The organism is Streptomyces sp. NPDC101490, assembly GCF_044767145.1.
Classification (GTDB): domain Bacteria; phylum Actinomycetota; class Actinomycetes; order Streptomycetales; family Streptomycetaceae; genus Streptomyces.
On record NZ_JBIWNI010000008.1, the window covers coordinates 50258 to 73403 of the forward strand.

18 protein-coding genes are annotated in these 23146 nt (G+C 73.5%); 11 read left to right on the forward strand and 7 right to left on the reverse strand.

Annotation, left to right across the window (positions count from 1 at the left end; genetic code table 11):
• The first annotated feature begins 145 nt into the window (after positions 1-145).
• From ACIRQY_RS17855 to ACIRQY_RS17900, 10 genes are all read left to right on the forward strand, one after another.
• Complete coding sequence (locus ACIRQY_RS17855) at positions 146-580, forward strand: hypothetical protein (protein WP_351793527.1); 435 nt, start codon at positions 146-148, stop codon at positions 578-580.
• Between the two features lie 81 nt (positions 581-661).
• Positions 662-2212 (forward strand): hypothetical protein, encoded by a 1551-nt coding sequence (locus ACIRQY_RS17860; protein WP_403926565.1) that lies wholly within the window; start codon positions 662-664, stop codon positions 2210-2212.
• 87 nt (positions 2213-2299) lie between these two features.
• Entirely contained in the window at positions 2300-5728 is a 3429-nt protein-coding gene (locus ACIRQY_RS17865; RefSeq protein WP_403926568.1) for a right-handed parallel beta-helix repeat-containing protein, read from the forward strand.
• On the forward strand, positions 5725-7041 hold the full coding sequence (locus tag ACIRQY_RS17870; RefSeq protein WP_403926571.1) for a S8 family serine peptidase: 1317 nt from the start codon (positions 5725-5727) through the stop codon (positions 7039-7041). The genes ACIRQY_RS17865 and ACIRQY_RS17870 overlap by 4 nt, the downstream gene beginning before the upstream one ends.
• A 439-nt stretch (positions 7042-7480) precedes the next feature.
• Positions 7481-8077, forward strand: coding sequence for a sigma-70 family RNA polymerase sigma factor (locus tag ACIRQY_RS17875; protein WP_403926574.1), 597 nt, complete (start codon positions 7481-7483; stop codon positions 8075-8077).
• Positions 8078-8600: 523 nt separating this feature from the next.
• Positions 8601-9455, forward strand: coding sequence for a MinD/ParA family protein (locus tag ACIRQY_RS17880; RefSeq protein WP_403926577.1), 855 nt, complete (start codon positions 8601-8603; stop codon positions 9453-9455).
• A 46-nt stretch (positions 9456-9501) separates the two neighbouring features.
• On the forward strand, positions 9502-10050 hold the full coding sequence (locus ACIRQY_RS17885; RefSeq protein ID WP_403926579.1) for a hypothetical protein: 549 nt from the start codon (positions 9502-9504) through the stop codon (positions 10048-10050).
• A 301-nt stretch (positions 10051-10351) separates the two neighbouring features.
• A complete protein-coding gene (locus tag ACIRQY_RS17890) occupies positions 10352-11242 on the forward strand; it encodes a S41 family peptidase (RefSeq protein ID WP_351793544.1) in 891 nt (296 codons plus the stop codon).
• 112 nt (positions 11243-11354) lie between these two features.
• Positions 11355-11870: a putative immunity protein gene (locus ACIRQY_RS17895; protein WP_403926582.1), complete on the forward strand. Its 516-nt coding sequence runs from the start codon at positions 11355-11357 to the stop codon at positions 11868-11870.
• A 304-nt stretch (positions 11871-12174) separates the two neighbouring features.
• Positions 12175-12774, forward strand: coding sequence for a choice-of-anchor C family protein (locus ACIRQY_RS17900; RefSeq protein WP_403926585.1), 600 nt, complete (start codon positions 12175-12177; stop codon positions 12772-12774).
• A gap of 361 nt (positions 12775-13135) precedes the next feature.
• Here the strand turns inward: ACIRQY_RS17900 and ACIRQY_RS17905 are convergent, their stop codons facing one another.
• The gene (locus ACIRQY_RS17905) at positions 13136-14458 is read right to left on the reverse strand and encodes an aminotransferase class V-fold PLP-dependent enzyme (RefSeq protein WP_403926587.1); all 1323 of its coding nucleotides are present in this window, start codon (positions 14456-14458) and stop codon (positions 13136-13138) included.
• Positions 14459-14871: 413 nt separating this feature from the next.
• Complete coding sequence (locus ACIRQY_RS17910; protein WP_403926590.1) at positions 14872-16104, reverse strand: MFS transporter; 1233 nt, start codon at positions 16102-16104, stop codon at positions 14872-14874.
• Between the two features lie 90 nt (positions 16105-16194).
• Between ACIRQY_RS17910 and ACIRQY_RS17915 the strand changes: the two genes are divergently transcribed.
• Positions 16195-16662, forward strand: coding sequence for a helix-turn-helix domain-containing protein (locus ACIRQY_RS17915; protein ID WP_351793557.1), 468 nt, complete (start codon positions 16195-16197; stop codon positions 16660-16662).
• A 57-nt stretch (positions 16663-16719) separates the two neighbouring features.
• On the opposite strand, the gene ACIRQY_RS17920 is transcribed toward ACIRQY_RS17915, so the two are convergent.
• From ACIRQY_RS17920 to ACIRQY_RS17940, 5 genes are all read right to left on the reverse strand, one after another.
• Entirely contained in the window at positions 16720-17238 is a 519-nt protein-coding gene (locus tag ACIRQY_RS17920; RefSeq protein ID WP_403926592.1) for a hypothetical protein, read from the reverse strand.
• Between the two features lie 67 nt (positions 17239-17305).
• Positions 17306-18967, reverse strand: coding sequence for a DUF885 domain-containing protein (locus ACIRQY_RS17925; RefSeq protein WP_403926595.1), 1662 nt, complete (start codon positions 18965-18967; stop codon positions 17306-17308).
• 52 nt (positions 18968-19019) lie between these two features.
• On the reverse strand, positions 19020-20282 hold the full coding sequence (locus ACIRQY_RS17930) for an acetyl-CoA carboxylase biotin carboxylase subunit family protein (protein WP_403926598.1): 1263 nt from the start codon (positions 20280-20282) through the stop codon (positions 19020-19022).
• Positions 20279-21604, reverse strand: a complete 1326-nt coding sequence (locus ACIRQY_RS17935; protein ID WP_351793568.1) for a biotin carboxylase — start codon at positions 21602-21604, stop codon at positions 20279-20281. Before ACIRQY_RS17935 ends, ACIRQY_RS17930 begins: the two co-directional genes overlap by 4 nt.
• Positions 21601-23040 carry an ATP-grasp domain-containing protein gene (locus tag ACIRQY_RS17940; RefSeq protein ID WP_403926602.1) on the reverse strand — a complete coding sequence of 480 codons (1440 nt, stop codon included), beginning with the start codon at positions 23038-23040 and terminating at the stop codon, positions 21601-21603. Before ACIRQY_RS17940 ends, ACIRQY_RS17935 begins: the two co-directional genes overlap by 4 nt.
• Positions 23041-23146 lie beyond the last annotated feature (106 nt).

The following is a 23146-nucleotide window of genomic DNA, read 5'->3' on the forward strand; positions in this document are numbered from 1 at the left end:
GCCGCCCGGCAGGCGGGCCTTTCGGAACACGCCCCGGGGGATCCGCGACGGGAGTGAACCGTGTCCGGCGTTCCGTACGTTCTCCCGGGAGCGTACGGCCGCCGGGCCGCCCCGGCCCGCCCCGAATCCAGGACAGGAACCCGTCATGACCGACCCCGAGCCCCAGCCGGAGTTCCGGCTCGCCTCCGTCTTCGACCACGCGGACCCGGTGACGGGACCGGGCTTCGCCGCGGACCACCCGGTGGTCGAGAACCCCGAGCTGCACACCCTGCTCCTGAAGCGGCTGGCCGCCGGAACGCCCGTGCTCGCGACGCCGGTGCTGATGGACGACGTGCTGGACCCCTCCCGGGTCGCCGAGGTGCCGCTCACCTTCCGTACGGACGGGCGGTGGGTGTGGACGGACACGGTCACGTACTACCTGGAGCACTACGCGCTCGCCCCGGATCCCGAGCTGCTGGCGCACCTGAGCGATCCCTCGTACCCGGCCCCCGGCCCCCTCGGGCAGGACGTCGTCGAGCGGGCCGCCGCCTTCGTCCTGACCCCGGCGCCGGAGGGCACGGAGATCCATCCGCTGGGCTGACCGGGCCGGTGAACCACGGGGCGCCGCCGGTCCGTTCGTACGTGCGCGGAGGGTTCGCGACGAGCGAGGGGACCGAGGGGAATGACGGTGGACGACAACGAGGTGCGGGCCGGGAGCGCGACCGGGCAGGCGGCTGCCATCAGCCTGCCCGCGGTCGCCTGGCAGCAGGCCGGCGAGGAGCCGGAGGGGAACCCGGACGGGAAGCCGGAGAGCGCTCCTGAGGGGAAGCCCCGAGGGGAGTCCGCGGGCGAGCCGGTCGGAGGGGCCGTGGCGCCGGAGCCGGTCGCGGAGACCGCCGCCGGGCCGGAGTCCCCGGCCGCGCCCTCGGTCGTACCTTCCGGCGCCGCTCCGGCCGTGCCCTCCGCCGACGGCGGGACCGGCGCCGGGGCCGGGATCGACACCGGGGCCGAAGCGGGTGCCGAAGCCGGGCGCGACGCGGGGGCCCACGCCGGGTCCGACGCCGGGTCCGACGGCGAGGACGCACCCGAAGGTGCTCCCGGGGGCGGTACCCAGGCGGCCTCCGACGCGGACGGTCTCGCGGCGGAGGCGGCCGCGGCGCCCGGGGTCCGGGCCGAGTCCCGGCCCGGACGGCGGCTCTCGAAGCCGATGATCGCGGCGGCGGCCACCTCGGGCGTGGTCCTCATGGGCGTGCCGCTGCTGCTCTCGCAGCTCGGCGGGGGCGGTTCCGGGCCGGGTCCCCTCCCGCCGCGCCCCACCGGTTACAACCAGGCGGACGGCGGTCCCGGCGGCTTCGTGCCCAGGGCCGACGCGCCGGAGAAGGGTTCCTCGCTGCCAGGCGCCGCCGCGCCGGGGGCCACGCCCCGCTCGGGCAACGGCTCCACGGTCGCCGGAAAGGGCCCCCTGTCCACGGGCGTCACCGGCATCGGCGCCGGGCTGGGCGCGGGTGCCCCCGCCGGTCCGGCACCCACCTCCTCCCAGGCCCCCGGCGCCGACCGGACCCCCGGCGGCGGCCCCGGGAAGACTCCGGCCCCGACCTCCCCCGCCAAGGGCGGCACCACGCCCACCAAGGCCCCCGCCAAGCCCCGGGAGACCGCGGGCACCCCGCAGAAGCCCGCCACCCAGGCACCGCCGCCCCCTCCGGCGAAGAAGCAGTACTCGGCCGTGGCGGGGCCGAACTGTGCGAGTACGGGCGCGAGTTTCACGTACAGCGGCTGGTACACGGACGGCAAGGAGGGCTGGCAGAGGTACGGCTCCGGCGGCTACGCGGGCGGCGGCTGCAACGGCGGCTTCCTCTCGCTGCCGATGTCCGGGAAGGCGGGCTCGGACGCCGGGAACGCGCTGCGTTGGACCTTCCGCACCGGTTCCTTCACCTCCGGGACCTGCCAGGTCTCGGTGCACATCCCCAACAACAGCGACTCCAAGGCGGTCGGCGGCAAGCCGTCGTACTACACGGTGCACGCGGGTGCCACGGGGAGCGATCCGATCCTGCGGTCCTTCCATGTCAACCAGCAGTCCCTGCGGGGCCAGTGGGTGAGCGCGGGCAGCGTCCGTCTCACCGGCGGCGTACTGACGGTGAAGCTCCACGACCGGGGCATCGACTGGTCCGGGTCGCAGAAGACCTACGCCCATCACGCGGGCGACGCCGCCCGCGTCCAGTGCACCTCTGCCTGACGGGGCGGCCGGCCGCACCGGCCCGCTCCTGAGGCCCCCGCACCTGAGGCCCCTCTCCGGGGGCCACCACGAAGGGAACATCCACGCATGTCGCGCCATGTGCTGACCGTGAGCGCCGAGGCGCAGAGCGACCGCCCGCCCTCGGGCGGCCCCTACCGCACGATCGGGGCGGCCCTGGAGGCCGCGCGCAGCGGTGCGGTGATCTCGGTGCGTCCGGGCCGGTACGAGGAGAACCTGGTCATCACCAAGATGGTGACGATCACCGCCGAGGACCCGCACGGGACCGTGCGGATCGTGCCGCCCCGGGGGACGGTGGTGCAGGTGGTGGCCGAGGCGGTGCAGCTGACGGGTCTGGTTCTCCAGGGGCAGGACGACGAGCTGCCCGCCGTGGACGTGCCGCGCGGGCAGGCGGCGCTCCAGGACTGCGAGGTGGTGGGCAACGCCTGGACGGCCGTGCTCACCCGGCAGCAGGGTTCGCTGGCGATGCGGGGCTGCCGGGTGACCAACCCCGGTGGTGCGGGGATCGTGGAGACGTCCACCGGCACCAGTGTGATCGACGGCTGTGTGGTGGAGCATCTGGGCACCTCGGCGGTGGTCATCGGCGAGCGGGCCAACCCGACCTTCCGCAACTGCGTGTTCCGTGACGCCCGGGGCAACGGGGTGTGCGCCAACGGCGAGGCCCGGGGGCTCGTCGAGGACTGCGAGATCTCGGCCACCGACAAGCCCGCCATCGCCCTGGAGCAGAACAGCGCCACCCGGCTGGTGCGGACCTCGGTGCGGGACTGTCTGCTGGGCGTGTACATCAGTTCCAAGGAGCGGGTGGTCCTGGAGGACTGCTCGGTGTCGGCGACGAAGGTCCACGGCATCGCGCTCGCCGAGGGCACCGACCCGCTGCTGAGCCGCTGCCGGGTCTCCCGGACGAAGGGCAACGGCATCCATGTGACGGGGCGTTCGCGCGGCGCCTTCGAGGAGTGCGAGGTCACCGCCGCCGAGGGCACCGGCATCTGGGTGGAGGAGTCCTCGGGTCCCTCGTTCAAACGGTGCTCGGTGCGGGACGCGCGGGAGGCCGGGGTCCAGCTGACCGGGGACAGCGCGCCGGACTTCGACCGGCTGGAGGTGCGCGGCGGCGCGGCGGCGGGAGTGCGGGTGCTGGAGGGCGCGAACCCGATGCTGCGGCGGCTGAGCGTGTCGGACGTGGCCGGGGCCGGGGTGGAGGTGACCCGGGGCGGCCGGGGCCGCGTGGAGGGTTCGGAGATCTCCGCCACCGGGCAGGCGGGGGTGCGGATCGCCGACGGCGGCGACGTGTACGTCGGCACCACCACGGTCCGGGAGACGGGCGCGGCCGGAGTGTCGGTCGGCGGGGGCGGGGTGGCCACGCTGCGGGACTGCGAGGTCTCCGGCTCGCCGCAGGAGGGGGTGCTCGTCGAGGACGGCGGGGAGCTGACCGCGGCCCGCACCCGGGCGCGGTCCTGCCGACGGTACGGCTTCCGGGTCGCCGAGGGCGGGCGGGCCACGCTGAACCGGTGCGAGGCGGTCGACAACACCGGCGACGGCATCCGCGTCGACTCGGCGGAGGCGGTACGGGTGCACGACTGCGCGGTCTCCGGGAACGGGGGCTCGGGGCTGCGCCAGCTGAAGCCGTCGGCGCGGCTCGCGGTGGAGAACCTGACGAGCGCGGAGAACGACCTGCCGGACTCGTACGGGGAGATGACGGCGGCGTCCGGCGGACCGGGGGCGGCGGCGGACGGGCCGCGCGGGGAGGAGGACCGGGAGGGTCCTGCGGACGGTTCCTCCGGCGGGGGCTCGGAGGCGGGCGCGTCCGCCGCGTCGCGCAGGCCGGACGGGCCGCTGGAGTCGCTGAACGCGCTGGTCGGCCTGGACGGGGTGAAGGAGCAGGTGGCCACCCTGGTCAATCTGAACAAGCTGGCCAGGCGCCGGGAGCTGGCGGGGATGCCCGCGCTGCCGATGAGCCGTCATCTGATCTTCGCGGGGCCGCCCGGCACCGGCAAGACGACGGTGGCACGGCTGTACGGCTCGATCCTCGCGGAGCTGGACGTGCTGCCGTCGGGTCACCTCGTGGAGGTGGCGCGGGCGGATCTGGTGGCGTCGATCATCGGCGGGACGGCGATCAAGACGACGGAGGTGTTCCAGCAGGCGCTGGGCGGTGTGCTCTTCATCGACGAGGCGTACACGCTGTCGCAGGGGACCGGGGGCAGCGGGCCCGACTTCGGCCGGGAGGCCATCGACACGCTGGTGAAGCTGATGGAGGACCACCGTGACGAGGTCGTGGTCATCGTGGCGGGGTACTCGGAGGAGATGCGGGGCTTCCTGGACTCCAACCCGGGTCTGGCGTCCCGGTTCAGCCGCACGGTGGAGTTCGAGAACTACGCGGACGACGAGCTGACCACCATCGTGACGATGTCCGCCGCCTCGCACGGCTACCAGCTCGCCGAAGGCACCCGCGAGGCGCTGACGCTGCACTTCGAGACCATGGCGAAGGGCACCGACTTCGGCAACGGCCGGGCCGCGCGCAAGGTCTTCGAGGAGATGGTGGACCGGCAGGCGTCCCGGCTCGCCGCGCTGCCGGAGATCGGCAACACCGATCTGGCGCTGCTCAAGCCGGAGGACGTGGGGGCGACGGCCGCGGCCGCGGTGGCCGCCGCGGCGTCCGGGCAGCCGGTGGAGCGCAGGACGGAACTCCTCGAGGAACTGCGGGCGATGATCGGCCTGCCCGCCGCCAAGGAGCAGGTCGAGGACCTGGTCAATCTGATCAAGCAGGTCAACCGGCGCAAGGAGGCCGGGCTCCCGACGGCCACGATCAGCCACCACGTGGTGTTCTCCGGCCCGCCCGGCACCGGCAAGACGACGGTGGCCCGGCTGTACGGGCAGCTGCTCGCCGAGCTGGGTGTGCTGCCGGGCGGCCAGCTGGTGGAGACCGCGCGGGCCGATCTGGTCGGCCGGTTCGTGGGCCACACCGCGCAGTTGACGAAGGACGCCTTCGACCGGGCGCGCGGCGGTGTGCTGTTCATCGACGAGGCGTACACGCTGACACCGCGCGGCGGCACGGGCAACGACTTCGGGCAGGAGGCGGTGGACACCCTCATGAAGCTGATGGAGGACCACCGTGACGAGGTCGTGGTCATCGTCGCCGGGTACGCCGACGAAATGCGGGGCTTCCTGGACTCCAACCCGGGCCTGGCCTCGCGCTTCTCCCGCTCCGTCGTCTTCGAGCACTACACCGACGAGGAACTGGTGCGGATCGTGCGGGCGTTGTCCGACAAGGCCGGTTACGTGTGCCCGCCGGAGACCCTGTCGGCGCTGGCCGAGCTGTTCGCGGCGGTGCCGCGCGACCGGAACTTCGGCAACGGCCGCTTCGCCCGCCAGGTCCTGGAGACGATGATCACCCGGCAGGCCGGCCGCCTCAGCAAGCTCGACGACGTCGAGGACATGGCCGAGCTGAGCCTGCTGCTGCCGCAGGACGTGCCCTGGGACCGGGTGCCGGACGGTGTCGCGTGAGCCGGGGTACGCGGGGCGGGTCGGCGGTCCTCGTGACGGGACTGCTGTGCGGGACTCTGACGCTGCTGCCGGGGAGCGCGGCGGCCGTGCCCGGCCCGGACGGCGGTACCGGCTCCCCCGCGACCGCGATCCGCGCCGGGGCGGCGACCGGGGCGGCGGGCACGGATCCCGCCTCGCTGCCCGCCGTCACGCAGCGGCTCTCGTCCGACGCCTGCCGCAAGGCGTCGGACCGCAAGGTCACCGGACTGCCGTGGCCCCAGGCCCTGCTGCGCCCCGAGACGGTCTGGCCGCTGTCCGAGGGGGCCGGGGTGACGGTGGCCGTGGTGGGTTCGGGGGTGGACGACACCTCGGGGCTGCTGGGCGACCGGCTGAAGCGGACACCGCGTCTGTTCGAGGCCGGTCCGGCGAGGGACTGCGCCGGTCACGGCACCTTCACGGCCGGTCTGATCGCGGCGGCCCGTACCCCTGAGGCGGGTTTCGCGGGCATCGCGCCCCGGGCGCGGATCCTCGACGTCCCGGTCACCGACCGGCGGGGCAACACCACTCCCGACCTCCTCGCCAAGGGCATCCGGGCGGCGGTCGGCGGGGGCGCCCGGGTGATCGCCGTGGTGGCGGTGACGGGTTCGGACAGCCCGGCGCTGAGGAGTGCCGTGCGGGAGGCGTTCGCCGGGGGCGCGGTCGTGATCGCCCCGGTCGCGCCGGACGGGTCGAAGGACGTGGCGTATCCGGCGGCCCACCCGCAGGTGGTGTCGGTGGCGGCGACCGGCCCGGCCGGGGGGCTTGCCGGGCAGACTCCCGAGGGCCGGGTGGACCTGACGGCTCCGGGAGAGGCGGTGACGGGTCCCGGGCCTGGCGGCCGGGGCAGTTTCACGGCCTCCGGGCCGAGTTACGCGACGGCGCTGGTGGCCGGGACGGCGGCCCTCGTCCTGGACCGCCGTCCCGGGCTGAGCCCCCGGGCGGTGGTCCACCGGCTCCGTTCGACCACGTCGGGCCCGGGCGGACCGGTGCCGGACCCGGTGCGGGGGTACGGCTCCGTCGATCCGATCGCCGCCGTCACGGCGGTGCTTCCCGAGGAGCGGCGCGGCGCAGGGGCCCCGGGCGGGCGGGCGGTGGCGCCGGGGGTGGCGATGCCGCCCGCGTCGGGGGCGTCGGCCGCCGGGTCCGCGTGGTGGGTGGCCGCCGGGTCCCTCGCGATGCTGGCGGGGGTGGCGGGGGCCGCCGCCGTGGTGCCGCGAGGCCGTCGGCGCCAGTGGCGGCCGGACCACTACCGTGCCCCGGCGGCGCCGAGGAGGAGGGACCCGGACCTGGTCTGACGTGAGGGCGGACGCCCCCGGACGGGACCGTGTGGCCGACGGCCCGCCGTTCCCGTCACCGGGCGGCGGGGTGCGCGCACGAGGGTGACGGCCTGGCGGAGACGGGCGTGGTGGAGGCTGCGCGGTGGAGACGGGCTGGCGGAGGCCGCGTGGTGGAGAACGGCTCCCGCTCGAACCCGTGGACTTCTCCGCCCACACTCCCCCGGTCCGCAACACTCCACCCATACAGGCGAAATGCCCCGCGTCGAGCTTTCCGCAACGACTTTTAGCCACTCGTTACCGGACGGGCCTCGATCACGCTCAGGCATTAGCAAAACATTAGGCAAGGTTGCCACAGTCGTCCTCGAACACTCCGATGTGCCTCGGGCCGTCGGTCGATCGATGCCGCCGTCCGCCACCCCGCTTCGTCGACGTGCGGCGTGGGGAAGGAACAACCGGGATGGGAACGCACGACCACGGTTGCGGCGGCACGGTCGGCGACGGGACGGGACCTGGCGTCCCCCCGGCGGCGGGACCCCGGCCCACCATGGACCGCGACACCCTGGTGGAGCTCCACCGCCTGCACGCCTCCGCCCTGTTCCGCGCCCTGCTCCGGCTGACCAGCGGGGACCGGGGAAGGGCCGAGGACATGCTCCAGGAGACGTTCCTGCGTGCCTGGCAGAACCCGCAGGCACTGACCCGGGGCCCGGAGCACGGCCGCCCCTGGCTCTTCACCGTCGCCCGCCGGATCGCCATCGACCACTTCCGTGCGCAGTCCGCCCGGCCGAAGGAGCTGGGGGACGAGACGCCGGAGGACCGCGCGGCCCCGAACGACCCGTACGAGGAGGTCGTGATCGCGCACGCCGTCGACGACGCGCTCGCCGAACTGCCCCGGCACCACCGGGAGGTGCTGGTGGAACTGCACCTCAACGACCGCTCGACCGTGGACGCGGCCGGGGTGCTCGGGATTCCGCCGGGCACGGTCAAGTCCCGCAACTTCTACGCGGTACGGGCGCTGCGTCCCGTCCTGGAGCGGCACGGTCTCGCCCCGGAGTGAGCGCGGGGCGCGTGCCGTCTGAACCGGTCGCGCTCGTCCGGCCGTTCCTCAGGGTGACCGACGAGAGGGGGCCGCGGTGGTCACCGTCGTAGCCAGGAACGACCTGGACGCGCCCGAGCACTGGACGGACGCGCCCGACTACAGCCCCGAGCACTGGCGCACGGGGCGCGGCGAAGCCCCGCCGGAGGCTCCGGGCGGAGTGCCGCCCGAACCGGCGGCCGAAGCCGAACCGGCGGAGCCCGGGCCCGTGGAGCCCGTACCCGTGGAGCCCTCGGCCTCCGGACCGGCCCCGACATCGGCTCCGGCCTCAGCACCGGTCCCAGTCCCAGTCCCAGCAGCGACATCGACATCGACATCGACATCGACGGAGCCCGTATCCGTGGGTGCCGTTCCGGTGGAACCCGTATCGGCGGGTGCCACGGAGCCTGGGCCGGAACCCGGGGCGGGGAGCGGGACGGGGGCCGGGCTCGCGGTGCGGGCCGCGGTCCCGCTGGTGTCGGTCCAGGCCCGCCCGGCGGAGCCCGTGGCGGAGGCGCGGCCGGCCCGGCGCGCTCCTCGGCCGCTCTTCGGGATCGGGCGGCGCGGGGGGCCGGGCGGTGTCCCCGACGCCCTCCGGGTCCCCCTGCTGCGCAGTCACCGGATCGCGGTGATCGGGCTGAGCGGCGGGGCCGGGAAGACGACCACCACCCTGGCGCTCGGCGCGGTGCTGGCGCGGGAACGGGCCGACCGGGTCGTCGCCGTGGACGCGAGCCCCGACTCGGGCGCCCTGGGCCGCCGGGTGCGGCGGCAGTCCGACGCCACCGTGCGCGATCTGGTGGCAGCGCTCCCCCGGCTGCGCACGTACATGGACATCCGGGCGTTCACCTCGCAGACGCCCAGCGGCCTGGAGGTCGTGGCGCACGACCCGGACCCGGCGGACCTCCGGACGTTCGACGAGCGGGACTACCGGCAGGTCGTCGATCTGCTCAGCGGCCAGTACCCGATCGTCGTCACCGACTCCGGGACCGGAATGCCGCCCGCGTTCCTGCGCACGGTCCTGGAACTGTCGGACCAGCTGGTCGTGGCGGCCACTCCGGGCGCGGACGGGATGAGCGGCGCCGGTCTGGTCTTCGACCGGCTGACCGCCCTCGGCCACGAGGAGAAGGCGCGCCAGGCGGTGACGGTCGTCTCCGCCGGACGGTCGCCCTCGGGGCGGCCGGTCCGGATGGACGAGGCCGTGGCCCACTTCCAGCAGCGCTGCAGGGCCGTGGTGACCGTCCCGTACGACCCCCGGCTGGCCCGGGGCGACGAGGTCGACCCGGCGTCGATGCGGGGCCGGACCCGGGCCGCGTACTACGAACTGGCGGCACTCGTCGCCGGGAACTTCCCCCGCGGCTGACGCCGCCCCTCCCCCTCACCGTCCCCGACAGCACTGGAGAGCACTCATGGCCTGGTACGAGGGCCCCTGCCGGATCACCGTCACCGGTCTCGACGCGGACTGGCCGCAGCGCGCGGTGGTCACCGTGTCCGGCGCGCGCGGGGCGCGGATCGAGATCCCCGGCGAGGTGGGGACGGTCCGGGAGGTGGACGCGCCGAGCTGGCACCTGGAGGTGGAGCACCTGCACGAGGGCCGGTGGCGGCCCAACATCCGGGCGGTCAGGAGCCGTTGGGAGACCGTGGGGGGCGTCCGTACGCAGACGATCACCAGCAAGGACGTGGACTGGCCGGGGGGCAATCGGCACGAGCGCAATCTGGTGCTGCGTCTGGAGCGGAACGGCGGGGAGGCCGAGCGTCCGCGTGAGACGGTCCGGGAGGCTCCGGCGCGGACGGTCACGCAGTCGTCCGCCGACACCCCGGCCCGTCGTGCGGCGACCGGTCCGGCCTCCGTCCCCACCCGGTCCTCGGGCGGTTCCGTCTCCGGCGGTTCCGTCTTCGGCACCCCGCCCACGACCTCCGGGGGCGCGACCTCGACGAGCAGCAGCAGCCCCTGGTAGGACCCGGGCGGTCCGGCCGGTCGGCTCCCGCGCCGTCCGGCCGGGGGCACGTCTCCCGTAGCGGTGCCCGCTGACGTGTCTGATCCACGCGGGACGCCGCCGGGGCGGGCGCAGGCCCGTCGGGGGCCGGGTGACCGGTCGTGCGTCGTGCTCACCCCCGGCCCCACGCGGCCGTCGGCCACGAACCCGTCGGGCCGGACAGCGCCTCGTCCGGGGGCGGGCGGTCCATGGACCGGGCGGTGCGAGGGTTCAGAGCATTAATCCGAGCGCCACCGCCGCCGGGAGCCTACGCTCACCGACCATGCCCACCAATGCAGAGACCATCAGCCGCGCCCTGGACCGGATCACGGCCGGATACGTCTTCCCCCAGCGCGCGGCGGAGATCGACGGCGCGATCCGCGGGCGCCTCGCCACCGGGGCGTACGACGCGCTGAGCGGGCCCGCGCTCTGCGAGGCCGTGACCGGCCACCTCCAGGAGGTCTGCCCGGACAAGCACCTGCGGCTGCTCTGGCTGGATGAGCCGCAGTCCACGGATCCGGCGGACGAGGACGAGGGCCGGGCGGCCTTCCTCGCCACCCTGAGGGCCGAGAACCAGGGCGTCCGCCGCTTCGAGCACCTTGAGGGGAACGTCGGCCTTCTCGACATCCGGCGGATCGCCGACGCGGGCGAGGGCGCCCGGGCGATCGGTGCGGCCATGGAACTGGTCGCCCACACCCGTGCCCTGATCCTCGATCTCCGGGGGTGCCGGGGCGGCTCGCCCGAGGGCGCCGCCATGTGGTGCAGCTACTTCTTCCCCGACGACCAGGTGCATCTGAACGACATCTACGAGCGCTCCACCGGCGCCACCCGCCAGTACTGGACCGCCTCGCACCTGCCCGCGCCGCGCTATCTCGACCGCCCTGTGTACGTACTGACCAGTGCCCTCACCTTCTCGGGCGGCGAGGACGTGGCGTACACGCTCCAGGCGCACGGGCGGGCCGTACTCGTCGGTGAGACGACCCGTGGCGGCGCCCACCCGACCGCCCGGCACCCGGTGACGGAGCACATCACCGTCACCGTGCCGACCGCCCGGACGATCAGCACCGTCACCGGGACCAACTGGGAGGGGGTCGGTGTCGTGCCGGACCTCGCCACGACGGCGGAGCTGGCGCTCGATGTGGCCCACAAGGAAGCGCTGGGGAGCCCGGCGTAGAGTCCCGACCGTCCCGGATCGCCGACGCGCGCGGATCCGGCGGTGGCCGCCACCGAACCGGGCGGGCCGCCGACCGTACGACACGCCGATGCGGCGGAAAGGAAGACCGACCGTGATCCTCCCGAAGGTCAGGGACCCCCGGTTCGTGACGATCCGCCGTGGCGGGATCCTCACCGATCCGCATCATCACCTCCTCGCGCTCTGGGCGGCGGCTTGCGCGGAGCATGTGCTCGAACATTTCGAGACGGTCCGGCCGGAGGATCCGCGCCCGCGGCAGGCGATCGAGCACGCCCGCGCCTGGGTACGTGGCGAGGTCGGGATGATGCAGGCCCGTGTGGCGGGCGGCCACGCCATGGGCGCGGCCCGTGATCTGCGGGGCGCGGCCCGGCACGCGGCCTACGCCGCGGGTCAGGCCGGGGTCGTCGCGCATGTCGCGGCGCACGAACTGGGCGCCGCCGCCTACGCCATCAAGGCCGTACGCGCTGCCGCTCCGGCCGACGGGAGCGAGGCCGCGGGGCGCGCCGAGTGCCGGTGGCAGCGGGACCGGCTCCCGGAGGAGATCCGCGAGCTGGTCCTCGACGACCAGCGGCTTCGGAACGACATCTGCTGGTCGGTGTTCGACTGCTGAGCACGTGTCGGGCGGGCGCCGCACCGTACGGAACCGGAACCGGAACCGGTCCCCGGTGGCGGCCCCGCCCCGGGCCGACCGTGCGGATGTCCTGGCTGGAGTCGTCGGCATCGGGGTCGCCGCGCTTGTCGGTGTCCTCGGTGCCGTGCGTCACACCCGCTCGCGGCAGCGCGCCCGGCGCGTTCATGGTCCCGCGCCCCGCCCCGCACCTCCGCACGCCTGAGCACCAGCCCTCCCCCTCGCTCCGTGTCTGCCGCGACGCTGGCCGTGTCGTACGAGAACTCACCCTCTCCAGGAGGCAGTCATGGCAGTCTCTCGTTCCTCGTTCGTCGCCGCGGTCACCACGGCGCTCCTCGCGGCCGGTTCGGTCGTGGTCATGGCCACCCCGTCGGCGGCGGCGGTGAGCCGCTTCGACGACGGCAGTTTCGAGTACCCGACGGCTCCGGCGAACGCGTTCACCAATGTCGTCGCGGGGCAGTCGATCGGGCCGTGGAAGGTCGTCTCCGGGTCGGTGGACCTGATCGGCGCCGGGTTCTGGCAGGCGGCCGAGGGCGACCAGTCCGTGGACTTGAACGGCACCCAGGCGGGCGCCGTGTCACAGACCTTCTCCACGGTCGCGGGGCGGACGTACACGGTGACGTACGCGCTGGCCTCCAACACGGCGGGCGGGCCCGCGGTGAAGACCGGGAAGGTCCTGGTCGACGGGCAGAACTTCCAGGACTTCTCCTTCGACTCCACCGGCAGGACGCCCGCCGCCATGGGTTACGTGCGGCGGCAGTTGACGTTCGTGGCCAACGCGGCGACGACGACCCTCGGGTTCGCCAGCACGGTGCCCGGTGCCATGGGCCCCGTCGTCGACGACGTCCGCGTCACGCTGTGCCCGCCGTGTTCCTGCGCCGAATGACGTCCCGGCGGATCTGAACGGGGCCGGCGTCCCCTCCGCGCCGGTCCGTCGCCTCGGTGGTCGTCCGCCCCGGCCACCGAGGCGGTTCCGGTTCCTCTCCCCCGCCGCAAGAACCCGAGGCCCCTCGATCCGCCCGCTCACGAGGCCCGGTTCGAGCGATTGCGGTCAGATCCGACCGTGACCTCCCGCCGGTCCGGACACTGTCAGTCAGTCCCACCAGCCGCCGCCGAGTCGCCGCGAACGGCTTCCGTGGCGGAAGGCTCCGGTGGGCGTGGGTGGGCCGTGCTCGGCGGCCTCTTGCGAGGTGCCGGGCACGGCTCGACGGGGTGGGGGACCTCTCAGCCGGTTCCCGGCAGCGCTCTCAGGCCCCGGCCCCGGAGCCCTTCAGCGACCGGATGACCCTCAGGGCCAGCTCGATGTCCTCCGGGGAGTTGACGATGCCCGCCGACAGCCGCACATGGGGAACTCCGTACGGCGTGCTGTTGGCGATGACCCGGTTGTCGCGGAGGATCCTGGCCACGTCCCGCGGGTCGTAGCCCTCCACGTCGAAGGTGACGATGCCCGCGGACACCTCGGGGTCGAGGGGCGTGTGCAGCGTGACGTGGCCCATCGCCTCCAGACCTTCCTTGATCTGGCTGTTCAGCTCCGCGATCCGGTCCTGGATCCGCTTGCGGCCGATCTGCCGGACGAACCGGAACGCCTCGGCGGCGGCCCACTGGTGCTCGTACGAGAAGAATCCGCCGGGGCTGAGCCACGCGGCCTCGGTGGGGCCGGACGGTCGGCGGTCCTGCCGCCAGGCGGCTGACGTCTCCGTGCTCATCAGGCTGGGGATCGTCGGCTGGAGGAGCGCCCAGTTCTCCGCCTTCGCCCACATGATGCCCGTGCCGCGCGGTCCGAGGATCCACTTGTGGGTGCCCGCGGAGAAGAAGTCGACGCCCATGCCCGCGACGTCCTCGTCCGCGACGCCGAAGCCGTGCACGCCGTCGACGACCAGCAGGATGCGGTCCTCCTCGTCGCGGTCCCGGTTGAGGTCCGCGATGACGTCCGCGACCCTGGACATCGACAGCCGCACACCGGTGTTGGAGTGGACCCAGGCGACGCCGAACACCCGGGTGTGGGGGCGCACGGCGGCGCGGATGCGGGCGATGGCCTCGTCGGTGGAGAAGTCCCGCGAGGACTCGTAGAGCGAGATGGCGCGCATGGACGCGCCCCACTTCTCCGTGGCGAGGCGGATCGACTCGTGGTGCGGATAGAACTCGTGGGTGGTGGTGAGCACCTCCTGGCCCGGCTTCAGCCGCAGTCCGTTGTAGGTCAGGGCGAGACCCATGGTGGTGCTGCTGGTGAGGGCGATCTCGTGGGGCTGTCCGCCGACGTATTCGGCGGCCTCGGCGCACACCGCACGCCACAGTTTGTCCTCGTCACGGCCGAACATGTTGTCGTCGAGGAAGCTGTGCGGATTCTCGTCGAACGCCCGCCGGTAGTTCGTGATGGCGTCACGGACGGGGGTCGGGTTCGAGGCCAGATAGAAATTCGAGAGATGGGCGAGATCGGGCGAGAGGAGGAACTGTGCGCGGACGGACTTCCAGTCCTGCGGGTCGAACGGCTGGGGCGTGTTCTGCAGCGCGGCGTTCGAGGAGTCCTCGACGCCGGAGTCGGCCGGGCCTGCGGGGTACGAAAGAGACACAGTTGCTCCTCGGATGCGCGGTCTGGGTTTGCCTTTGTTCCATCGGGTGGAGCCGGGAGAAAATCCTGCTGCTACTTCTCGTTTGTTTTGCTATTTCTCGTTTCTTTTCGATTTATTTCACCGGGATCCTCGCGGCCCCTCAGCGAGATTAGATTGCACCCGGTCGGGCGTCAACGCATTCATTCGAGACCAGGAATTCAATCCGCCGAATCATTCTCACCTGTTTCCCGGGCGCCCCGAAAAAGCCCTTTCGGGTTCCGGAACGCGCGGGTCGGCCGGGGTCCGAGAGTTCGCGGGGAACTCTCGGACCGTGCGCCGGGCGGTCGGTCCAGGGCCGTGTTTCGTAAGGAGCGCCGTCTGCCCGGAGGGCGGGCCAGGCGCCGCAAGGCAGGCGGCACTTTCGATACCCCGCCCTAGACGGTTTCCGCCTTCCGCCGCTCCTCCCGGCCGCCGTGCGCGCCGGCCGTCTCGGAGCGGGAGCCCGGGGACCTGGAGGCCCGGCCGCCGTCGACCGCCCAGACGATCAGCGCGCAGGCCGCGAATCCGGCCCCGAGCAGACTTGAGGCGCCCCATCCGTAGGAGGTGAAGACGGAGGTGGTGGCGGCGGCGCCGAGCGCGGAGCCGAGCGAGTAGAACACCATGTAGCCGCCGATGACGCTACTGGTCCGCTCCACGTGGACGCTGGTGAGCAGGTGCTGGTTGCTCACGTGCACCACCTGGACGGCGAAGTCCAGCACCACGATGCCGACGATGAGCAGCCACAGCGACCAGGGCAGTTGCGCGATCGCGGCCCAGGAGACGATGAGCAGGGCGAGCCCGAAGCCCGCGATCGGCACCGCCCGGCCCGCGTCCGCCCACCGTCCGGCGCGGGCCGCGCCCAGCGCCCCGGCGAGCCCGGCGACGCCGAACAGTCCGATCTGACTCTCGCTCAGATGCCACGGCCCGTCCGTCAGCGGCAGGGAGAGGCCGCTCCACAGGGTGCCGAACGACGCGAAGAGGAAGAACGCGATGAGGCCGCGGGTCAGGAAGAGCCGGTCCCCGAACAGTCCGCCGAACGCGACGACGGCCTGCCGGTATCCCGCGGGCCGGCGGGAACGCTCGTCGGCCGGCAGGACGCGCAGGACGACGGCCGCGAGCCCGAGCGCCAGCACTCCGAGCACGAGGTAGATGCTGCGCCAGCCCCACTGCTCGGCGAGCAGCCCGGTGACGACCCGCGCGCCCAGGATGCCGACCACCACGCCCGAGGTCACGACCCCGATGTTGCGGCCGCGCTCGGCGGGCGGTGAGACCGAAGCGGCGTAGGCGACCGTGGTCTGCACCACGACCGCGAACATCCCGGCCAGCGCGAGGCCCGCGAAGGCCATCCAGGCGGCCGACGCGGCGGCCGTGAGCACCAGGCCCGCCGCGGTGATCACCAGGTGCACCGCGATGAGCCGTCGCCGGTTGGCGACCACGTCGCCGAGCGGCACCAGCAGCACCAGGCCCGCCAGATAGCCGAACTGCCCGATCGAGACGATCCATCCCAGGTGTCCCGCCGACAGGCCGAGGCTCTCGCCCATCGGCGCCAGCACCGGCTGTGCGGCGTAGACGCTCGCCACCGCCACACCACACACGATCGCCAGCAGTAACCGTCGCCAGACGTCCATCGCACTCCCATCACAAATGAGTAGCAAAGTGAAACTAATTCGACCGTAGGGCATGATGGTCTCAATTCGCAACTCATCACAGGAGGTGTCATGCCGCGCTCCTCCACGGGTGCCCCGAGCCCCGCCTGGACCGATCCCGACTGCCCCGTCGCCCGCACCCTCGATCTCGTCGGTGACCGGTGGAGCCTCCTGGTCATCCGGGACGCGATGGACGGGGCACGCTCCTTCACCGAGTTCCAGCGGCGCACCGGCATCGCGCGCAACATCCTCAGCGACCGTCTCCGCAAGCTCGGCGCCCACGGGCTCCTCGCCCAGCGGACCGCCGCCACGGGCCGCCGCCTGGAGTACGTGCTCACCGACAGCGGGCGCGACCTCTTCCCCGTGCTCCTCGCCCTGCGCCAGTGGGGCGAGCACCACGCCTTCGAGCCCGGCGAACCCCACTCCACCCTGGTCGACGAGCGGGGCGTCCGGGTGCCGGACATCGCACCGACCGGCGCCGACGGCGCCCCTCTCGCCGCCGACACCACCCATGTGCGCAAGACCGGCGGCGACCGATGAGGTGTGCGCCGGGGTCGTTCGCCGAGGCGGTCGCCGGAACGGCCGTCCAGATGACCGTCAGCGACCGGGGGCCCGCGCGCTGAGCGACAGGGCGGGACCGGCGGGCTCGCGGGCCGCGCCCGTGGGCCAGACGACCTCCACCGGGATGCCCCGGGCGCGGGCGTACGCCACCATGTGGGCGGTGGCGTCCCTGCCGCTGGACGGCGAGCCGTCCCAGACGGCCAGCAGCCTGCCGCAGCCGCTGACGAGCTGTTCGTCCGCGCTCACACAGGCGTCCCGGTCCAGCGGGTCGAAGGGCAGCATCCGGATCCCCTCGGCCAGGGCCAGCAGCTCCCGGTGAGCCGCCCGGTCGCGGGGCGGAACCCCCGCGAAGACCCCGGAACGCTCCGGGAGGAGCACCACCAGACGCCGTCCCGCCTCCCGTATCGCCCGTCCGAAGAGCAGGGGCAGTCCGGCGCCCGCGCGTACGATGCCGGTCGTGTCCTGCGGCAGCCCCTCCAGGGACTGCCGCAGCTCGGCCCGTACCAGCTCCCAGGTGTCCGCCGTCAGGTCGGCGTGTCCCACTGCCGCGATCATCGGTTCGCCCGCCTCCCCGGCTCGTGGTGCGTTCCGCCCGTGTCCGTCCGGTCCACCGGCCGCCCGGTCACCCCGCACGGTCCGTACGCGTCAGCTCGGCGCGCAGCAGGTCCAGGCCCATCGGCCCCAGGTTCAGGGCGTGCTCGTGGAACCGCTTGAGGTCGAAGTCGGCGCCGTCGCGGCGGCGGGCCGCCTCCCGCGACTCCAGCCACACCTTCTCCCCCAGCTTGTAGGCGAGGGCCTGGCCGGGGCGTCCCAGGTACCGGTCGATCTCGAACGCGACGAAACCCGGCGGGCCGAGCCCGCAGTGTTCGGTGAGGAACGCGCGGGCGAGGCTCGGCATCCACCGCTCCCCTTCGTGGAATCCGGTTCCGGCGGGGATGCGGAGCCGCAGGTGCAGCCCGATGTCCAGGACGACCCGTGCCGCGCGCAGCAGTTGGCCGGTGGCGAGGAGGCCCAGCCGGTGGGCCGGGTCGGTGAAGTGGCCCAGCTCCTCCATCAGCCGTTCGGCGTACAGGCCCCATCCCTCGCAGTGCCCCGGGTGCAGTTCGCACGACAGGCGCTGGAAGCGGTTGAGGGTGGTGGTGTTGAGGGTCGTCGTGCCCAGTTGCAGATGGTGGCCCGGGACCCCCTCGTGGAACATCGTGCCCGGCACCGTCCAGGTCGGGACCGGCCCGTCCGGGTCGGTGCGCGTCCACCAGATCGTCCCGGGGCGTGACAGGTCCTCGCTGGGTGCCAGATAGACGGCTGGCCCGTCGCTGAGGGCGATCCGGCAGTCGATCCGCCGCAGGGGTCCGGGGATCGTGAAGTGGGTCCCGTCGAGGTCGGCGATGGCGCCGTCGGCGAGGGCCTGGAGCCAGTCGCGGAACGCCGCCGCACCTCTGATCTGGTGGCGCGGGTCCCTGTCGAGCGCCGCGAGGACCGCGGGGACCGGCTCGCCCGGCGCGATCCGCGCGGCGGTCGCGGTCATCTCCCGCTGTATCCGGCCGAGTTCGTCCCAGCCCCAGGCGTAGGTGTCCCGCAGGTCCAGGCGGCTGCCGAGGAACTCCCGCACTCCCAGCCGGTAGCGGTCCTCGCCCAGCGCGTCCGTCTCGGGCGCGTCCGGCGCGAGTTCCTCCGTCAGATATCCCGCGAACCGCGTCAGCGCCTCGTTGGCGGTGGCCGCGGCCCGGTCCAGGGCGCCCCTCAGGACGCCGTCGCCGTGGCCGGCGGGCAGGCCCGCCAGATAGGGCCGCATGTCCAGGCAGTCCCGGGCGTTGCGGACGACCTGACGGTACGGGGCGACCCTGCCCCCGCGCCGGGCGGCCTCCAGGCCCTCGTACAGGCTCGTCAGTGCGCCCGGGACCGCTCGCAGCCGTGCCAGCAGCGCGTCCCAGACGGTGTCGCGGCCCTGGTCGAGCAGCCCCACGGCCTGCCGGACGCGCTGGACCGGCCCGTCGAGGGTGTCGAGGAGCGTGCCGTACGCGTCGGCGTCGGCCAGCGCCACCTCGGTGGCCAGCCGTTCGCCGAGCACCGCCGCCGCGACGCGCTCCGCGTCTCCCGACACCGGTGTGTCGGCGACGACCTTCAGCGTGCGGCGGGCCAGCTCGGCCCGCTCCCACGCCGCCCGTGGACCGAAGTCGGTCAGCCGCCGCTCCTGCCCGGCGACTCCCATCGCGGAGGCCAGGCACGGATCCAGTACGGCCGACTCGTCCACGTACCGGTCGGCGAGGTCGTTCAGCGCCGTCATGACCGGGGCCGGTCCGCGGACGGGGCCGCCGTGGGAGGAAGGGGACGGTTCTTCATACCAGGACCTGTTCCGATGTCGTCGGGGCGGCCGGACGGGTGCGGACCGAGAGGGAGTCGAACAGGCCGACGATCCAGTCGCGGCTGTCCTCGGGGGTGTCGGCCGCGACGATGCCCGCGAGGACGGTCTCTCCCGCCTGGTAGGTGATGTGGCCGGGCAGCGGGGCGCCGGACGGGAGCTCGTGCCAGGCGACCACCGACGGGGTGTCCCGGAAGCCGGTGACCCCGTCGAGGCCCCGGAACTCCCGTCCGGCCAGGTGGTGGCCGGGGCAGACGAACCAGCCGTAGCGGCGCGGTGCGGCGGGCGGCTCGGGGAGCGTCCCGGCGACGGGCTCGCCGAGCAGGGCGCGCAGTTCGTACGAGGGCAGGTGGACACCGGTGGCCAGCTCGACGGTCGCCACCACGTCGGCGCCGCCCACCCGGTTGCCGACCTCCAGGAAGACCAGCTCGCCGTCCTGGACGATCGCCTCCAGGTGGAAGCTGCCGTCCTCGATCCGCACCGCGGCCAGGGCGCGTGACACCCAGGTGCGCGTCTCCTCCGAGAATCCGGTCTGGAACGATCCGAGCGGCCGTCCCTCGGCGTACTCCAGGCAGGTCCCCACGTACTCGCTCGCGCTGAGGAGCAGGACCTCGCCGCCCTGCACCAGGCCGTCGAAGTGCCTGATCGGCCCGGAGACGAACTCCTCGACCTCGAAGTCCGCCAGGTCGCGGCCCGCGTCGAGCCGGGTGATGCCGGTGCGGCCTTCGCCGATCGCCTCGGCGGCCCGGCCCGGGGTGTCGAAGACGAGCACGTCCTCGCTGGACGCACCGCGATGCGGTTTGAGGACGGTCCTGCCGTGCCAGGGGGCTTCGCCGTCCAGCGCGAGGAACGCCGGGAGTGCCAGGAAGCGGGGCACCCGCAGTCCGGCCTCCTCGACCGCCCGCTTCATGAGGACCTTGTCCCGGGCGAGCGCGACCTGGTCGGCGGGCGCGCCGGGGACGCCGAGGTGCTCGCGGAGCAGGGCGGCGTCGAGGAGTTCGTACTCCGACACCGAGATGACCCGGTCGAAGTCGCGGGGCCGGTGGGCCAGCCAGTCCCTGGCCTCGTCGAAGGCGGGGCGGGCGCCCGGCCTGCTCACCCGTTCGCAGCGCAGGTCGGGGGGCAGGGTGGCCAGTGCCTGGACGGTGCCGAAGTAGGTGACCTCGTGCAGGTCGTGAGAGATCCCCCGGTGGTATTCGATCTTGAAGTAGGGCACGCGGTGCAGGATGAGGATCTTCATCGGGCCTTCCTGACGGGAGTGGGGACGGCGACGGCGCGGTCCAGGGCGTCCAGCCAGGCCTCGCGCAGCGCGTGCACGACGGTGCGGATGTCGGTGCGGTCGCCGCGCAGGACGACGCAGCCCTGCGCGGCGAAGTCCGCGTTGTCGCGGGCGACGGCGTGCAGATCGCGGCGCTCGGCCGACAGCCAGGAGAACTCCGTGACGGTCAGTTCGCCGTCGGCCAGACCGAAGCGTTCGGCGGTGGCCCGGACGGCGTCCGGGAAGGGGGCCGCGTCGGGCAGGACGTCGTCCGGGGAGAACGCGCGGTCGGTGCCGACGCCGAGGAGCACCGTCGCCGCCGAGCAGCCCGGGGCGAGCCGCTCCACTCCGGCGGCGGTGCCGAAGGCCGTGTCGATCCAGCGGTGGTGCAGGTCGATGCCGTAGACCCAGCGGGCCAGCGACCAGATCTTCATGCCGCCCGGCCTGCGGTTGGGTTCCACGACGGCGGCGCGCAGCCCGTCGTCGCTGAGCTTGATCTCGTTGTGGAACGGTCCGTCGCACTGGCCGACCAGGAGGTTGGCCTGCCGTCCCGCCCGTTCCAGCGTCGCCCGCTCGTGCTCGTCGAGGCGGGCGGGCAGGACCTGGGCGACCTCGACGGGGTACCGGCCGGTCGCGCTGATCTTCTCGGTGAGGAACTCCAGCGGGCCGAGGCCGTCGAAGGAGTACTCGCGCCGGTACGGGATGAGCTCCTCGCAGATCACCCCGCCCTCCAGATAGGGCAGGACCTCGGCGAACACCGCCGTCAGGTCGTCGCCCGCGCGGACCACGACGACACCCCGGTTGTTGCCCTCCGCCGCGGGCTTGACGACGAAACCGCCGGGGTGCTCGCGGGCGAAGGACCTGAGCTGGTCCAGCGAGGCGATCTCGGCGAACGCGGGAACCATGATCCGCTGGGTTTCGAGGAGGTCGGCGACGCGTGCCTCGGTGAGCCGGTAGCGGTACTTGGAGAACGCCCCGTCGGCCAGTCGTGGCGAGTCGACCGGGACTCCCAGTCGCTCCAGCAGTTCGGCGCCGCTGTGCACGGCGTTGTCGGAGAAGACGATGCCCGCCCTGATCCGCTCGCGCCGGTCGCCGAGCAGTTTCTCGCCCATCTCGGCGAAGTCGTCGCGCAGTGGATCGAGGTCGAGCACCTCGTCGGCGAGGGAGCGGTCCGCCTCGGTGGGGTCGGCGCGGACGAGGACGACGGTGGCGCCGTGGTGGTCACGCGCGTGGTCCCGCAGATGGCGGACCTCGTCGATCCGGCTCAGGTTGTAGTCGACGATGAGGAGGATCGGCCTGGTCATCCGTGCTCCTTCTCGTACACGATCTCGATGGCGCGCTCGGAGGCGGGCACGAGTCCGGGGAGGATCTCCTCGCGGTCGGCTCGTTCCATGCTCCAGAGCACCTGGCCGAGGAACACCTCGCGCGCGGACCTCGGCACGACGTCGCCGGGCTTGAGCAGGATGTGCGAGAGGACCGGCGGGAGCGGGAGGTCGTCGTTCAGGCCCACCTCGCGGATGGTGCCAGGGTCGGCGAAGAAGACACGGAAGAACGTCGCGTGCCGTCCCTGCGGGGCGCCGTCCGCCGTGTACGACAGGCGCTTCAGTTCCGTACGGAATCCGGCCGGCCGACGGGCGGTGAGCAGCGAGTCCAGCCAGAGGTCGAGCAGGCCGGGGCCGCCGGTCAGTGCCGCCACGCTGGGCGAGATGAGGCTGCCGCCGACCCGTGGGTTGACCTCGATGAGGTCCCAGCCGGACGCGGAGTGCCGCGCCTCGACGTGGAAACAGCCCCATGCGAGGTCGAGGACGTCCAGTACGTCTCCCACCCAGCGCATCCCGGCGGCGGTCTCGTCCCTCGACAGGCTCGTGGGCGGGCTGACGCAGGCGTCTTCGAGGACGGTGTCCGCCGTCTCGGTCACCTCGCACTTCTCGTGCACGGCCACCACGTGCGGCTCGCCGTCGACGACGACCACCTCGAAGCTGAACTCGCGCCCCTGTACGTAGTCCTCGACGAGGAACTCCACCCCGGGGGTGACGCCTTGGTCCGTGTACGTCTCCGGGTTCCTGTACGTGTCCGGGATCGCGGCCGGGTCGGACAGCGGGTCCTGGCCCGTTGTGCCGGGACCCGGCCGGGTGGTGAAGACACTGGAGTAGACCGTGTCGGACCGGGCTTCGGCGGCGATGCGCTCCAGGTCGGCCCAGGTCGTGTCGGCGGTGAGGGGGAACGTTCCGAAGGAGGCGATGCCGCTGACCGGCTTCACGAAGTGGCGGCCGCCGTCGCTCCGGCGTTCGGCGAGCGTCTCGGGGGTGAGCGCGGACGCCCGGCCCCGGCTGAGGCCGGCGTCGGCGAGGCGGTTGCGCAGGGTCAGCTTGTCGCGCAGTTCCAGGACCTGCTTCTCGTCCAGGTCCGGTACTCCCAGGCGGGCGTTGGCCAGCGCCATCAGATGCCGGTAGCCCTCCCACACGGTGAGGCAGCACCGCACGTCGGCGCCCGTGGCCCGCAGCCGGTCGAGGTGCTCCTCGACGTCGCGCGGGGTCAGGACGTGCCCGGCCGTCACATGGACGTCGGTGGCGAGGTCGGCCAGCGCCGCCGGCCGGGACCCCTGGTGCTGCGGCTCCGGCAGGGAGCTGAGCACGTAGCACTCCAGTCCCCGTGCCGCGACCGTGCCGACGAGGTCCTCCATGAACGAGAACCCGACGTGGCTGAGCAGCAGCACCCCTCTGGCATTTCCGGTACTCAATCCGGCCTCCTCACCGGCGGGGGGGGGGGGGGGGGGGGGGGGGGGGGGGGCCCCCCCCCCCCCGCCCCCCCGGCGGGGGGGGGGCGGGGCGGGGGGGCGGGGCGGG

Coding starts and splice junctions, on each gene's coding strand:
- ACIRQY_RS17855 (WP_351793527.1), top strand. CDS start 146: ATGACCGACCCCGAGCCCCAGCCGGAGTTCCGGCTCGCCTCCGTCTTC.
- ACIRQY_RS17860 (WP_403926565.1), top strand. CDS start 662: ATGACGGTGGACGACAACGAGGTGCGGGCCGGGAGCGCGACCGGGCAG.
- ACIRQY_RS17865 (WP_403926568.1), top strand. CDS start 2,300: ATGTCGCGCCATGTGCTGACCGTGAGCGCCGAGGCGCAGAGCGACCGC.
- ACIRQY_RS17875 (WP_403926574.1), top strand. CDS start 7,481: ATGGGAACGCACGACCACGGTTGCGGCGGCACGGTCGGCGACGGGACG.
- ACIRQY_RS17885 (WP_403926579.1), top strand. CDS start 9,502: ATGGCCTGGTACGAGGGCCCCTGCCGGATCACCGTCACCGGTCTCGAC.
- ACIRQY_RS17890 (WP_351793544.1), top strand. CDS start 10,352: ATGCCCACCAATGCAGAGACCATCAGCCGCGCCCTGGACCGGATCACG.
- ACIRQY_RS17900 (WP_403926585.1), top strand. CDS start 12,175: ATGGCAGTCTCTCGTTCCTCGTTCGTCGCCGCGGTCACCACGGCGCTC.
- ACIRQY_RS17910 (WP_403926590.1), bottom strand. CDS start 16,104: ATGGACGTCTGGCGACGGTTACTGCTGGCGATCGTGTGTGGTGTGGCG.
- ACIRQY_RS17915 (WP_351793557.1), top strand. CDS start 16,195: ATGCCGCGCTCCTCCACGGGTGCCCCGAGCCCCGCCTGGACCGATCCC.
- ACIRQY_RS17920 (WP_403926592.1), bottom strand. CDS start 17,238: ATGATCGCGGCAGTGGGACACGCCGACCTGACGGCGGACACCTGGGAG.
- ACIRQY_RS17925 (WP_403926595.1), bottom strand. CDS start 18,967: ATGACGGCGCTGAACGACCTCGCCGACCGGTACGTGGACGAGTCGGCC.
- ACIRQY_RS17930 (WP_403926598.1), bottom strand. CDS start 20,282: ATGAAGATCCTCATCCTGCACCGCGTGCCCTACTTCAAGATCGAATAC.
- ACIRQY_RS17935 (WP_351793568.1), bottom strand. CDS start 21,604: ATGACCAGGCCGATCCTCCTCATCGTCGACTACAACCTGAGCCGGATC.